The organism is Priestia sp. FSL P4-0332, assembly GCF_038005845.1.
GTDB lineage: Bacteria > Bacillota > Bacilli > Bacillales > Bacillaceae_H > Priestia.
On sequence record NZ_JBBOUA010000001.1, the window covers coordinates 4287245 to 4301412 of the forward strand.

Consider the following 14168-nt stretch of genomic DNA (forward strand, 5'->3'; position numbering starts at 1 on the left):
TATAAGTTAAGAGCACACAGAATAAATAAGCTTACTTTCTTTTTCATGTGTACTGATTTTATTTGCATCTTCTAAAAAATCGAGCTGACCAATTGTTTCAGAAAGAGTTAGCCCTAGTTCTTTTTCATAAATAGTAGGAAATAGCTGTTTGCAAATATCAAACGCTGTTTGAGGGCGTTCTTTTATCATGCTAAGCACTTTATCCGCTCGGTCGCTCTGCTTTTGTAACCTCTCTTGTACAAGTTGGCGAACATGTAACACTTCATCTCCATGACCTGTATAGATACAGTTTATCTCTAAGTCAAGGAGACGTCTTAATGAATGATTATATTGAAGAAGCGTTTTAGGTCGCTCGCCGCTTGGTTTCATAGGAGGTTCAATGAGCGGATTAGATGAAATATGCTTTAACAGTAAATCTCCTCCAATCATAACCGCTGTTCTTTCATTGTATAATGCAATATGGCTTTGAGCATGACCGGGTACTTCAAGTACTTTCCAACTCTCTAGGCCCGGAATGTAATCTCCTTCCTGAACAGAAGTTGTAAGAGAACGGTGACATGAATACTTCATTGATGCTTTTAAACGTTTTAAATAAGGGCGAAACCTTTCATCTACGCCGGCTTTCATAAAGTGATCTTCAAAAAACGCATCGTACCACTCAAAAAAATCTGGATTTTGGGAGATCCAAGGCTGATTTTTCGCATGACCGACTATGGCGATATCTTTATCAAAAAAATCAAGCATTCCTACGTGATCAGGATGATGATGAGTTAGGACAACTTGCTTAATATCATCTGGTTTTAATCCTATTTCATTAAGCTTTTCTTTAAATACAGACCACGCTGCCTCCGTCTTAATACCAGCATCGATTAGCGTAACGGTCTGACCTTTTATAACAAAAACATTCACATCTCCTACCGCAAAAGGAGTAGGCAGCACAATTTTATATAATTGCTCATTCATCTGTATTTTTGCTCCTTTACCATCGCATTTTCTTTTAAGTTTACACGATTTTTCCTGTTATTTATACAATTGCATTCGTTTTCTGAAAATTACATTGACATCCTTCTCTTTTTCATTGCATAATGACAGAAATATAGTGAAGTTTTATTCATATCTTTAGATAACTATGCATTTTATAAAGAAGAGATACACAAACACAAACCTTTAACAGATACTGAAATCTCAGTATCTGTTTTCATTGGATAGCAAATGACTGGAGGAACTTTTAATGAAAACGGATCTAAACATCGCCTTTATTGGAGCTGGATCAATGGCTGAAGCCATGATCTCAGGGCTGCTGTCAGACAAAAAGCTTCGCCCCAATCAAATCACCGTAACAAATCATAGCAACGATAAAAGACTTCACGAACTTCGAAACGCCTATGAAATTAACATTACGCGTAATCATGCCTTGTTAATCGAAAAAAGCGATATCGTCGTGCTTGCTATTAAACCAAAAGACGTAGCGGAAAGCATCGATACGATTAAGTCCTATATTCGTCCGCACCACCTCGTTCTCTCTGTTTTAGCAGGTGTATCGACTGCCACAATTGTAAACTTGTTTGACCAAGAAGTAGCGGTTGTAAGAGCTATGCCAAATACATCGGCCTCTATTGGATTATCGGCTACAGCCATTGCACCCGGCAAGTTTGCTACAGCAGAGCATATGAACGTTACTACTGCTTTATTTGAAACGATTGGTACGGTTACAACTGTAGAGGAAGAGCAGCTTCACGCTGTAACAGGACTATCTGGAAGCGGCCCAGCATATGTCTACTATTTAGTAGAAGCAATGGAAAAAGCAGCTGAAAAACAAGGCTTGGATACGTCAGTGTCAAATGAACTAATTCTTCAAACTCTTATCGGTGCTGCAGAAATGCTAAAACAGTCACCTAAAACGCCAGCCGTACTTCGAAAAGAAGTGATGAGTCCCGGCGGCACAACAGAAGCAGGAATTGAACAGCTTATTTCTCATAACTTCCAAGAAGCCATGATGCAGTGTATTGAACAAGCTACAATTCGCTCCAAATATTTAGGAGGTACGATTGACGAAAAAATCTCGAGTAAACGTTCGTAGAGGTTCACCTCTTTCTAAAAAAAGAAAGAGGTTTTTTTATGATTAAAAATGGATAAGCAGATTATGTGAAAGAAAATTCAAGGCGGTGATATAATAATTTTTGTTTAGAGTATCGAAATAATTGGAGGTTAAACCAAATGACAACAAAACTATTTTCACCTTATACAGTGAAAGATGTAACATTAAAAAACCGAATTGTAATGTCACCAATGTGCATGTATTCATGCGAAAAGGAAGACGGCGTAATAACCGACTTTCATATGATTCACTACACAACTCGTGCCATTGGGCAAGTAGGTCTCATTATGGTTGAAGCCTCAGCTGTCGTGCCACAAGGTCGTATTTCAGCTCAAGACTTGGGAATTTGGAATGATGAACAAAGAGATGGATTAACGAAACTTGTGACACAGCTAAAAGAAAACGGTGCAAAAACGGCCATTCAACTTGCACACGCAGGACGTAAAGCAACTGTTGAAGGCGATATTTATGCTCCTTCCGCTATTGCTTTTGATGATAAAAGTAAAAAACCTGTGGAAATGACCACAGAACAAATTCATGAAACGATTTCTGCCTTTAAAGAAAGCGCTCGACGTTCAAAAGAAGCTGGGTTTGATATTATCGAGCTTCATGCGGCACACGGTTATTTAGTACATCAATTTCTATCGCCGCTAAGCAATAAGCGCAGCGACGAATATGGCGGCAGCGCAGAAAATCGCTATCGTTTCTTAAAGGAAATTATTGAAGCTGTGAAAACAGAGTGGGACGGCCCTTTATTTGTCCGTGTTTCTGCTTCTGACTATACAGAAGGCGGATTAACAGTCGATGATCACGTTGTATTTGCAAAATGGATGAAAGAACAAGGCGTCGACTTAATTGATGTTAGTTCCGGTGCTCTTGTACACGCTCCAATCAACGTATACCCTGGCTATCAAGTGCCGTTTGCAGATAAAATTAAGCAGCAGGCAAATATTGATACAGGCGCAGTTGGATTAATTACAACTGGACGACAAGCAGAAGAGATTCTGCAAAGCGAACGCGCTGATTTAATTTTTGTTGCGCGCGAACTTCTGCGTGATCCGTACTTCCCGCGCACGGCGGCAAAAGAACTAAATGAAACAATTTCAGCACCCGTTCAGTACGAACGCGGATGGTAAAAAAAGACGAGGATATCCTCGTCTTTTTTTATGAAATCGTAAACCGTTTCAAGTCTTCTGCTATGTCGGTATTCGGAAAAATTTCTTTTGCTCCTTCTGCTAGCCGGCTGACTGCGTCTCCTTGGTAACGCGAACTAATATGAGATAAAATAAGACGCTCGGCCGATGCTGTTTTAGCAATTTCAGCGGCTTCTTTTGCAGTGGAATGAAAATAGTTGTAAGCAAGCTCCTCGTCTCCCGCTGCAAAAGTAGCTTCATGGACTAACACATTCGCATGCATAGCAAGCTGAACACTTTGCATGCACTTTCTTGTATCTCCTAAAACCGTGATAACCTTCCCTTTTTTAGGCTCTCCTACAAACTCTTGTCCATTAATAAGGCGCCCATCTTTTAATACTACTTCTTTCCCTTCTTTTAACTGCTGATAGTGAGGCCCTGGGGGAATATTCTTCTCTTTTAAACGCTGAATGTCCAGTGATCCTGGCAAATCTTTTTCGACAACTCGATATCCATAAGATAAAATGCCATGTTCAAGCTTGCCAAATTCCACTGAAAAAGTTTCATCTTCAAAAATCGTTCCACTTTCACTTTCCTCTTCTATTTCAACAATCTCTAGAGGATATTGCAGATGAGTTTGACTTACAGCCAGCGTGACTTCAATAAATTCTTTAATTCCTTTTGGCCCGTATACAGTAAGCAGCGATTCTCCGCCTTGAAACGAACGGCTTCCAAGGAATCCAGGCAATCCGTAAATATGATCACCGTGAAGGTGCGTAATAAAAATTTTCTCAATTCGCCTTGGTTTAACGGTTGTATGTAAAATTTGATGCTGCGTTGCTTCTCCGCAATCAAAAAGCCACACCGCCCCTCTTTCTTGCAAAAGTTCGAGCGCAAGAGATGAAACATTCCGCTGTTTCGCCGGTACTCCTGCACCCGTTCCTAAAAATAACAATTCCATTTTCTACTTCCTCCTTCACACGCACAAAAAGCCTGTAAGTATATTATACAGGCTTTTTGCAAACTTACCTATTTGATGCTGTCAAGCGCATACGTAATAGTAGCTAATAACAGCTCAATATCACTTTCCTCAATGTTGAGCGGCGGCGAGAGCGTGAGAACATTATTATAGCCGGCCACCGTTGCTCCATTTTTCCCAATAATGACTCCTTTGCTTTTGCATTTAGCAATCACTTCATTTACAAGATTAACGTCTAACGGTTCCTTTGTTTGTTTATCAGCTACAAGTTCAATTCCAATTAAAAGCCCTTTACCTCTTACGTCTCCAACATATGGGTGGCTATCAATAAGCGGCGTTAGCTCACTTAATACGTAAGCCCCGAGCTGTTTAGAACGGCCAAAAAGATTTTCTCTCTCCATAATTTCTAAATTCTTTAATGCCAGTGCACACGCAGCTGGACTTCCTCCAAATGTATTAACATGGCGAAAATACTCGTACTGATCGCTATCTTTGAACGCTTCATAAATTTCTTTTTTAACAGCAGTTGCAGAGAGCGGAAGATATGCGCTTGTAATTCCTTTTGCCATGGTAATGATATCTGGTTTTACATCGTAATTCATAAAACCAAAGGCTTCCCCTGTACGTCCAAAGCCGCAAATAACTTCATCTGCAATTAAAAGTGCACCGTGTTTTTCACACGTTTCTTTTACGCCTTTCATATAATTTTGAGGCGGTAAAAGAATTCCTCCTCCTGTAATAATTGGCTCCATAATAACAGCGGCAATCGTTTCACTTAGCTCCCACGTCATAACATTGTCAATATCTTTTACAGATTGAAGCTTCTCTTTCGGTGCATCGTAGTCATCTTGCCCTCGGTACGAATCAGGCGGGGCAACGTGAATGAAGCCAGGGGCAAGCGGTTCATATTTATATTTACGCTGAGCTTGGCCCGTTGCTGCTAGTGCGCCCATTGAATTTCCGTGATACCCTCGATAACGCGAAATAAATTTGTAGCGAGAATGCTCTCCTTTTTGCTGATGATACTGACGCACAACTTTAAAAGCCGTTTCATTTGCTTCAGATCCGCTATTTGAAAAGAAGATAACATAGTCATCACCTAGCATTTCATTTAGCTTCTCTGCCAGTTTGATAGCAGGTACGTGAGATTGAGTGAGTGGAAAATAAGCCAGTTCTTTTAGCTGCTCATAAGCTGCTAGCGCTAACTCATCCCGTCCATACCCAGTATTTACACACCAAAGCCCTGCCATTGCATCTAAATAGCGATTTCCTTGTTCATCTGTAATCCAAGCACCTTTTGCTTTTGTAGCTACCATCGTTGCATCCGGACTGTATGGTTTCATTCCATGCCATACATACTGCTCATCTTTTGCACGCAGATCTTTTTCATTTTGACTGACCTGTACCATCTTATCCACTCCCAAATCGCTAGCGCGGTATTTTTTTCTGTATGAAAAGACTTCGACAAAATGCCGAAGCCACTTGCTATATTCATCTATATGTTAAAAGTCAAAGCGTGATGTAACCATCTTTTTACGTGTAAAGAAGTTCAAACCGTCTTTGCCGTTGACATGCAAATCTCCGTAAAAAGAGTCTTTCCAACCGGAGAATGGGAAGAAGGCCATTGTAGCAGGTACTCCTACGTTAATACCGAGCATACCCGCATCTGCTTCCTCTCTAAATTGACGCACCGCTTTTGCATCTTTTGTATAAATCGTTGCTCCATTTCCAAAACGGGATTTTTCCATATAGCGAAGTGCTTCATCTAATGTGTCAGCGCGAAGCAAGCTTAGTACAGGTGCAAAAATCTCTTCTTTAGCAATGGTCATATCAGGAGTTACGCGGTCAAAAATTGTTGCCCCTAAGAAGTTGCCTTCCGTATGCTCATCCATTTCTTTACGTCCGTCACGAATGAGTTCCGCCCCTTCTTTCATGCCAAGTTCAATATAATCCAGCACTTTATCACGGTGCTCTTTTCGAATCACAGGCGTTAGAAGCACTTCATCATCAAAGCCGCTTCCCATAATTAATTCATCTGCTTTTTGCTTTAATTTTGCGACGAATTCATCGCCTTTTTCACCAACCACGACCACGGCGCTGCAAGCCATGCATCGCTGGCCGGCACTTCCATAAGCCGAGCTGATAATATGTGATACCGCTTTATCCATATCGCAGTCTGGCATCACAACATGATGATTTTTAGCTCCAGATAAAGCCTGAACTCGTTTCCCTTGAGCAGCTGCTTGTTCATAAACATATTTTGCTACCGGCTGTGATCCGACGAATGAAATCGCTTTAACTTTTTCATGCTCTATTAATCCGTTCACGACATCGTGTGCCCCGTGCACAATATTTAATAATCCATCCGGTGCTCCTGCTTCTGTAAAAAGTTCAGCAAGTCGCGTTGCTAAAAGCGGCGTTCGCTCAGACGGTTTTAATACAAACGCATTTCCACATACAATTGCAAGAGGGAACATCCAAAGCGGTACCATCATCGGAAAGTTAAAAGGTGTGATGCCGCCAACGACACCCAGTGGAAAACGGAACATCTCAGAATCAATTTCTTCCGCTATGTTATTTAATGATTCCCCCATTAATAAAGTAGGAGCACCCGCGGCAAACTCCACGCATTCAATACCGCGCTGTACTTCACCGTAAGCTTCTTTGAAAGCCTTGCCGTTTTCTTGTACAACTAATTTAGCTAACTCTTCATGATGCTTAACTAGTAAATGCTGAAACGCAAACATTAATCTTGCTCGTTTTGGAGCAGGAACGTTACGCCATGTTTCAAATGTTTTTTGCGCTGTTTCCACCGCATTGGCTACGTCTTCTTTTGTAGAAAGCGGTACTTTTGCAATTATTTCGCCCGTCGATGGATTAATTACCTCTCCAAATTTTTCCCCTGCCGTATCAACCCATTTTCCGCCCACGTAATTTTTTAAAACTTGCGTATCATTATTCACAACTGACATATCGCTTGGCCTCCTCAAAAAATAAGAAATGACAAATCTACCTTTATTATTGAATAAATAAATGGTGGTTGCATTAGACAAAATGTGAAACAACTCTAGATTCTCGTTTCACATTTTGCGCAGTGAACTCGAAGAAAGCATGAACTAAAATGAACATATAGTAAAATCAGCCTCAACATAAAAAAACAGCTGTTTCCAGCTGCTTACTTATCCGTTTATAAATTCCGCGCGCGACTTTTTCATCATAAACAAATATTCATATGCCATAATCATAAACTCAATTGCCAGTCGTTTTTCCGGCTCCATAAAGTCTTCACCCAGCAGCTTTTCTAGTTTTTCAATACGATGATACAGCGTTTGCCGGACAATGTATAAACGCTTAGCCGTCTCTTGTTTAGAACCGTTGCATGCTAAATAAATTTTTAATGTTTCCATGAGTTTTGCATTATACGTTTCATCATATGTAATAACGGGCTGCAGATATTCAAACACCACTTCCTGTAAGTCTTCATGCTGATGTAAAAGCGAAATAATCCGGTACATATGCAAATCATCATAAAAATGAATAATGGTTTGTTTTTGCAGCATTTCTTGAATCGAAATTGTTTCTTTAGCCGTTTCGTAGCTTTTATGCATGCAGTCAAGCTGTTCACAGTATTGGCCAATTCCGATAAAGCTAATGGCGTTCCTCTTTGAATTTTCATCCGATTCATATTGATTCATCCAGCGATGAAGGCTGTTTTCTAATCTCTCTCTCCACGTGCTAACCATTCGTTTGTTCAAAAGAATAAATAATACTTCGCGATTTCGCTCGGAGACTAATAAGTGAAAGCCTTCTTGTTCAAAAATGCTTCGCAAGATCAGCTTAAAATACGTTCGATCAAACTTCTCCCGCCTTTGCCACTTACAGCAAACAACGACACCTCCGCGAATAGGCGAATCTGAACACACTTCGTGCATAGAGTCTTTTATTTGTTCAAGAGTTAACTCTCCGTTCATCCATTTCGTCATCCATTCGGTTTCATCTACTCTTTTTTTCTCTTCGACATACAGGTCCTTCAAAAAATGCTGAGCAAGTGCAGTCGCCGTTCGGTCAACGGTGAGCACTTCAAGTTCTGTTAAGGCTTCATTTATAGAAGCAACATACAGCTGAGCATAATCTTGTCCTAATAAATGAATAGGCTGCTCAGTAAAATGCGGACTTTCATTTTCCCTGCTTATATAATGAAGTAGAAGCTGCTGTTTGAGCAAGTCCATCTCCGGAGCAAAGGTAAGCAATTCATTTGAAACTTTAAGGCCGACAAGAAGCCCCGTAGATTCATATAAACACTGTAAGATGACGGCTGGGTCATTAACTGTTAACAGCAGCTGATTTAGCCTATGAGAATACTGTTCTAAATCGGAAATCATTTGATAGTGCTGATTAATTAAAAGCGAGTGAACATCTTGTGTAATTTCAACGAACGGAACTTCCTCGTGAAATAAAATAATCGGAAAATCACATTCGTTCGCTTTATCAATAACAATTTGCGGAATCTTAGAAGTATAAGTGCCAAGTTCAATACACAGTCCTGATGCCTTACAAGAAATTAATTGCTGAAGAAATGATAAACAAGATTGAGAATCTTCTCCCCAGCCTACCCCTGTTGATAAAATGAGCTCGTTTCCTTTTAGCAGCTCATTAATGCGCGTCACTTCCATCACGTGCACCCACTTCACAGAATTAGCAAGCCCTTTCTCTCCAGCTATTACTTCACAGTTTACAAAATGTTTCCTTGTTAAAATCTCTGTTACTGTTAAATATGATTTCAAGTCAACACCGCCCCTAGCGAATTTCACATCATGTCTCCTGGATCATTAACGCGTATTTCGCATATGTGTAGAACAAAAGCTATATCTTCTTACATTATATTAAATATTTAGAAGAAATAAAATATTTAATAAAAGAAACGAAAAAAGCTGTAACGATAATGGATCGTTACAGCTTCTGAGCTGTTTGCTGTAATTTATTAAAAAAACCGTGGCGTTTAACCGCTTGTTCTTTAATTCGGTGAATTTCTTTTTTATAAAAACGCAAATCTTGTAGTGACACTGCATTTAACATTTCCATTTTTAATTTATCAATAATTTTTGTTTCTTCCTGTGTCATACACTGCGTAGCTTGATCCATCCGTGTCACACCCTTTTCGTATTTAATAGATTTAGTTTGAAAACGTTCTACTATAATATTTACTACAATTTACTAGATAACTAAACCTTTTCTCTTTCGATGTAAACGAAATGTAACAACTGTAATACAGTGAATGGATAATATCTAGTTATTTTGTTTCACATCCAAAACGAAAAAAACACAAAAACGGATCACTTTTGTCAGCCAATATAGTAAAAAACTTATAGGTATTAGTAAACAAATAAAGAGATTGAAACATGATTAAATTACTCCAATCAACAGCCAGAAGCACCTACATACATGAAATCTACGTTCACCCTACCAATAAAAAAATCCGAACGATTCATCGTTCGGATCTTCCTTCAGCTAAAATAATTTTGTCCCAGCCTTCGTTTTTATACTTGTTGAATCAGTACGGATGAAAAATATTTTCTAGCATCCGCCGTCAATATATGAAGGGTTTCTTGTTCGGCTTGGTTATTTTCGGTGCGTTCAAACGTCACAAATGCCCCGCTTAGATTCTCTGTTACGGCTGTTATTTTGAATCCTTTTTGCAGCAAAAAATCAATCTTTTCTCGCTCTGCCATATATTCATGGTAACTTGACATTTCCCTGCCCCCGATCTATTTCTTCATCTGTTTTTATAACATTAATTTTTCAGCTTCGTTAGCCGTGTTTAACTCATTAAACTTTGCTCGTTTTGTAAATTGTCCGTAGCCTTTTTGACCGACAAACTGCTTATCTTTTACAACAAATTCCCCGCGGCAAAGTACTGAAACCGGCTCACCTGTGACTTTCATTCCCTCAAATGCGCTATAATCGACTGCCATATGATGCGTGTTTGCTGAAACCGTACGTTCAACAGAAGGGTCAAATATAAGCAGATCCGCGTCTGCGCCAACCGCTATTGTTCCTTTTTTCGGGTACAGTCCGAACAGCTTAGCAATTTTTGTTGATGTTATATCAACAAACTGATTTATATTAATTCGTTTCTTCACTACTCCTTCTGAAAATAAAATACTCATGCGATCCTCGATAATAGGACCTCCGTTTGGAATCTTCGTAAAATCTCCTTTTCCCAGATCTTTTTGACCGTTAAAATCAAACGAACACTGATCTGATCCAATCGTTTGCAAGTCGCCATTACGCAGAGCATTCCACAAAACATCTTGGTTCCACTTTTCACGTAAAGGCGGCGACCATACGTATTTTGCTCCTTCAAAATTCGGTTTTTCTAAATAGGTTTGGTCAAGCGTCAAATACTGCGGACACGTTTCGCCCCAGATATTTACGCCTTTTTCCCTTGCTTCAGCAATCTTTTTAACCGCTTCAGCGCACGACACGTGAACAACATAGAGCTGTGAGTCAGCCAGCTCCGTTAGCACCGCGGCTCTTCCCGTAGCTTCTCCTTCTATTTCTGGAGGACGAGTCAGTGCATGATAGATAGGATCGGTTTGTCCTTGTTCTAGTGCTTGTGCCGTTAAATACTCAATAACATCTCCATTTTCAGCATGTACCATTACAAGCGCCCCTAGTTTTTTAGCTTGCACTAGCGTTTGATAAAGGGTAGCATCGTCTGCTTGAAAAACATTTTTATAGGCCATGAACACTTTAAAAGAAGTAATTCCTTCTTTTTCAATAATCGTAGGAAGCTCATTTAATACATCTTCCGTGATTTCGCCAATCATTAGATGAAAGCTATAATCGATAGCCGCTTTTCCTTTTGATTTTTCATGCCATGTGCCGATCGCTTTTTGCAGCGGTTCGCCTTTATTGGTTAAGCAAAAATCAATAACAGTTGTCGTACCTCCAAAAGCTGCTGCTCTTGTACCTGTTTCAAAGTCATCTTTTGTAACGGTGCCTCCAAACGGCATATCTAAATGAGTATGAGGATCGATGCCTCCTGGAAATACATAGTTGCCTTTTGCATCAATCACTTCACAGCCCTGCTCTTCAAATGCCGAGCCAATTGCCGAAATAACTCCATTTTCAATTAAAATATCGGCTTTATACGTATCTGTTGCTGTGACTACCACACCATTTTTAACGATTTTCTTCATTTCTTCATCCCCTTTGTCTTTATACATCTAATCGCTGTGCAGCCGTCGCTTGTAAAGCAGCTTGGCGTTCATTCCACGTCATTGGAGGCTGTTCATTCGGTAATTCAACCATGGATATAGCCCCGTCCACCGGACATACAATCGAACATAAATTACAGCCTACACAATCTTCTTCTCTTACTTTTAAATAAGATTTCCCTGAAGGGTCTTTCAGCATATCAATACATTGGTGAGAAGTATCTTCACAAGAAATATGACACTTATTGCAGTTAATACACGTATCCGGATCGATGCGAGCCACTACTTTATAATTGAGATCTAAGTTGCCCCAGTCGGAATATTTTGAAACGGCTTTCCCTACAATATCACTTACTTTTTCGATTCCTCTTTCATCCAAATAATAATTGAGACCTTGAATCATATCCTCTACAATGCGGAACCCGTGATGCATAGCAGCTGTACATACTTGCACACCTGTAGCACCCATGAGCATAAATTCGACGGCTTCCTGCCAGTTCGAAACGCCTCCCATACCTGATATTGGAACGTTAATAAACGGACTTCTTGCACATTCAGCGACCATATTTAATGCAATCGGCTTAACAGCCGGGCCGCAATAACCTCCGTGAGCGCCTTTTCCTGCTACGTGTGGAATTGTATTCCATGAATGAATGTCTACTCCTGCTAAACTATTAATAGTGTTAATCATGCTCACAGCGTCAGCACCGCCTCGAACCGCTGCTTCTGCTGTAACGGTGATATCTGTGATATTTGGGGTTAATTTAACAATAACCGGCGTTTGGGCAACTTCTTTAGCCCAATGCGTTTGTTTTTCAACCAAATCAGGGACTTGCCCAGAGGCAGCACCCATCCCTCGTTCTGCCATTCCATGCGGACAGCCAAAGTTCAGCTCTAATCCATCCACTCCTACGTCTTCTACTTTTTTGACAATCTCATGCCATTTTTCTTGCTGAGGTTCTACCATAAGAGAGGCAATAATTGCGTGGTTAGGAAACTTCTTTTTCGTTTCATAGATTTCCTTCAAATTAACTTCAAGCGGACGATCGGTGATTAACTCAATATTATTAAAGCCGGCTACGCGCTGACCGTTGAAGCCAACGGCAGCAAATCGAGAGGAAACATTTAAAATCGGATCACCAAGCGTTTTCCAAACTGCGCCTCCCCATCCTGCTTCAAATGCACGCTGCACTTGATAACCTGAATTGGTTGGCGGTGCGGATGCCAGCCAAAACGGATTTGGTGATTGAATACCTGCTAAATTTGTTGTTAAATCTGCCATAGATTTCTCCTCCTCCTGATTTTAAGCTGTTTCCATTGTTTCTTTTGTTAACTGCATATGAATATTTAACGCCGTTTGTTTTCCTTGCTGAGCAGCGGTCACAACCATTGCTTCTCCTTGCCCTTTACCAAAAATAACGTCTCCGCAAGCAAATACTTTTGGATTTGAAGTTTGAAACGTCTCTTGATTAATTAAGACAACTCCGTCTTCATGATGCAGCTGGAATTGTTGAATCAAAGACAGGTACCGTTCTTGACCAATTGCTTTAACAACAGCATCGACTGGAATGGTAAATGTTGAACCTTCAACAGGAACAGGCTTCCTGCGGCCGTCTGCATCTGGATCTGTTAGGGTCATTTTTACACATTCAATCCCGCTCACCTTACCATTTTCATCTCCAATAATTCGTATAGGAGCCGTTAACCAGCGGAATTCAACACCATCTTGTTTCGCAAATTCAAATTCAAAATCATAAGCCGTCATTTCTTCTCGTGTACGACGGTATAAAATTTGAACATTTTCAGCCCCCAAGCGCACGGAACACGTAGCACCATCAATCGCAGTATTTCCCGCGCCAATGACGGCAACACGCTTACCCACAAATTCTGTTGATAACGCTTCTGACTTCGTTTTTTTCACAAAATCAATCGCGTCATACACACCGTCTAGCTCTTCACCTTCAACATGTAGAGAAGGCACCTTGCTCATACCAATAGCTAATACAACCGCGTCATACGACTGCAGCAATTCACTTGGAAGAATATCTTCTCCAATTCTTACGTTTGTTTTAATTTTTACATCTAAGCTTTTTACTTGTTCAACTTCCCAGAATGAAATCGCTTGAGGAAGACGAAACGACACGATTCCATATGTATTTAACCCTCCTGCTTGTTTTTCCGCTTCAAAAATGGTTACGTCATATCCAAATCGCGCCAGTTCTCTTGCTGCAGAGAGACCCGCCGGACCTCCACCAACAATTGCTACCTTTTTGCCGTTTGCTCTTCCTTTCTCAAACAGCACCTGTTCATTTTGAATAGCCCAATCCGTTGCGTAGCGCTGCAAATTTCCAATCATAATTGGTTTGGTTGAGTGGTTAAGTACACACGCTCCTTCACATAGTTCATCGGTTGGACAAACTCTCGAACAGCTTGCTCCTACGGGATTAGAAGACATAATCGTTTCGGCAGACCCCTTTAAATTGCCCGATGCAATTTTTTTAATAAACGTCGGGATGTCAATTCCTGTAGGGCATGCCTGAATACAGGGTGCATCATAACAGTACAAACATCGATTAGATTCTTCGACTGCTTCTCTATTTGACAACCCTTTTTCTACTTCATTAAAGTTTTGAATGATGGACTGCAAACTTTCCTGTGATCGCATTGCATCAACCTCCCAAGGATATCTGTTGATAAAACTAAAATTGAAAGCGCTTACATATTTTTTATATACGTTA

Annotated in this window: 12 protein-coding genes; 2 read left to right on the top strand and 10 right to left on the bottom strand. The window is 40.3% G+C overall.

Annotated features, from left to right (window positions below; all coding sequences use genetic code 11):
* Positions 1-6: 6 nt before the first annotated feature.
* Entirely contained in the window at positions 7-963 is a 957-nt protein-coding gene (locus MKY06_RS22500) for an MBL fold metallo-hydrolase (protein ID WP_029320282.1), read from the bottom strand.
* A gap of 268 nt (positions 964-1231) precedes the next feature.
* Here MKY06_RS22500 and proI point away from each other — a divergent pair, with 268 nt between their 5' ends.
* The gene (proI, locus tag MKY06_RS22505; RefSeq protein WP_340961332.1) at positions 1232-2080 is read left to right on the top strand and encodes a pyrroline-5-carboxylate reductase ProI; all 849 of its coding nucleotides are present in this window, start codon (positions 1232-1234) and stop codon (positions 2078-2080) included.
* 137 nt (positions 2081-2217) lie between these two features.
* Positions 2218-3234 (top strand): NADPH dehydrogenase NamA, encoded by a 1017-nt coding sequence (gene namA, locus MKY06_RS22510; RefSeq protein WP_029320280.1) that lies wholly within the window; start codon positions 2218-2220, stop codon positions 3232-3234.
* Positions 3235-3262: 28 nt separating this feature from the next.
* Here namA and rnz read toward each other — a convergent pair whose 3' ends face one another.
* The 9 genes from rnz to MKY06_RS22555 form a co-directional block, all read right to left on the bottom strand.
* Positions 3263-4192: a ribonuclease Z gene (gene rnz, locus MKY06_RS22515; protein WP_098288287.1), complete on the bottom strand. Its 930-nt coding sequence runs from the start codon at positions 4190-4192 to the stop codon at positions 3263-3265.
* A gap of 68 nt (positions 4193-4260) precedes the next feature.
* Positions 4261-5619, bottom strand: a complete 1359-nt coding sequence (locus MKY06_RS22520) for an aspartate aminotransferase family protein (protein ID WP_289919124.1) — start codon at positions 5617-5619, stop codon at positions 4261-4263.
* A 93-nt stretch (positions 5620-5712) separates the two neighbouring features.
* A complete protein-coding gene (locus MKY06_RS22525) occupies positions 5713-7182 on the bottom strand; it encodes a CoA-acylating methylmalonate-semialdehyde dehydrogenase (protein WP_057274004.1) in 1470 nt (489 codons plus the stop codon).
* A 207-nt stretch (positions 7183-7389) separates the two neighbouring features.
* The gene (locus MKY06_RS22530) at positions 7390-9021 is read right to left on the bottom strand and encodes a PucR family transcriptional regulator (protein ID WP_035438730.1); all 1632 of its coding nucleotides are present in this window, start codon (positions 9019-9021) and stop codon (positions 7390-7392) included.
* Between the two features lie 139 nt (positions 9022-9160).
* Positions 9161-9352 (bottom strand): hypothetical protein, encoded by a 192-nt coding sequence (locus tag MKY06_RS22535; protein ID WP_013059103.1) that lies wholly within the window; start codon positions 9350-9352, stop codon positions 9161-9163.
* Positions 9353-9747: 395 nt separating this feature from the next.
* On the bottom strand, positions 9748-9960 hold the full coding sequence (locus MKY06_RS22540) for a hypothetical protein (protein WP_013059104.1): 213 nt from the start codon (positions 9958-9960) through the stop codon (positions 9748-9750).
* 33 nt (positions 9961-9993) lie between these two features.
* Entirely contained in the window at positions 9994-11412 is a 1419-nt protein-coding gene (gene hydA / locus MKY06_RS22545; protein ID WP_013059105.1) for a dihydropyrimidinase, read from the bottom strand.
* 19 nt (positions 11413-11431) lie between these two features.
* Positions 11432-12712: an NAD-dependent dihydropyrimidine dehydrogenase subunit PreA gene (gene preA, locus MKY06_RS22550; protein ID WP_013059106.1), complete on the bottom strand. Its 1281-nt coding sequence runs from the start codon at positions 12710-12712 to the stop codon at positions 11432-11434.
* Positions 12713-12733: 21 nt separating this feature from the next.
* Positions 12734-14095 (bottom strand): NAD(P)-dependent oxidoreductase, encoded by a 1362-nt coding sequence (locus tag MKY06_RS22555; RefSeq protein ID WP_053487727.1) that lies wholly within the window; start codon positions 14093-14095, stop codon positions 12734-12736.
* Positions 14096-14168 lie beyond the last annotated feature (73 nt).

Excerpts from the sequence above, each read along its gene's own strand:
- MKY06_RS22500 (WP_029320282.1), bottom strand. The coding sequence starts at position 963 with ATGAATGAGCAATTATATAAAATTGTGCTGCCTACTCCTTTTGCGGTA.
- proI (WP_340961332.1), top strand. The coding sequence starts at position 1,232 with ATGAAAACGGATCTAAACATCGCCTTTATTGGAGCTGGATCAATGGCT.
- namA (WP_029320280.1), top strand. The coding sequence starts at position 2,218 with ATGACAACAAAACTATTTTCACCTTATACAGTGAAAGATGTAACATTA.
- rnz (WP_098288287.1), bottom strand. The coding sequence starts at position 4,192 with ATGGAATTGTTATTTTTAGGAACGGGTGCAGGAGTACCGGCGAAACAG.
- MKY06_RS22520 (WP_289919124.1), bottom strand. The coding sequence starts at position 5,619 with ATGGTACAGGTCAGTCAAAATGAAAAAGATCTGCGTGCAAAAGATGAG.
- MKY06_RS22525 (WP_057274004.1), bottom strand. The coding sequence starts at position 7,182 with ATGTCAGTTGTGAATAATGATACGCAAGTTTTAAAAAATTACGTGGGC.
- MKY06_RS22535 (WP_013059103.1), bottom strand. The coding sequence starts at position 9,352 with ATGGATCAAGCTACGCAGTGTATGACACAGGAAGAAACAAAAATTATT.
- MKY06_RS22540 (WP_013059104.1), bottom strand. The coding sequence starts at position 9,960 with ATGTCAAGTTACCATGAATATATGGCAGAGCGAGAAAAGATTGATTTT.
- hydA (WP_013059105.1), bottom strand. The coding sequence starts at position 11,412 with ATGAAGAAAATCGTTAAAAATGGTGTGGTAGTCACAGCAACAGATACG.
- preA (WP_013059106.1), bottom strand. The coding sequence starts at position 12,712 with ATGGCAGATTTAACAACAAATTTAGCAGGTATTCAATCACCAAATCCG.
- MKY06_RS22555 (WP_053487727.1), bottom strand. The coding sequence starts at position 14,095 with ATGCGATCACAGGAAAGTTTGCAGTCCATCATTCAAAACTTTAATGAA.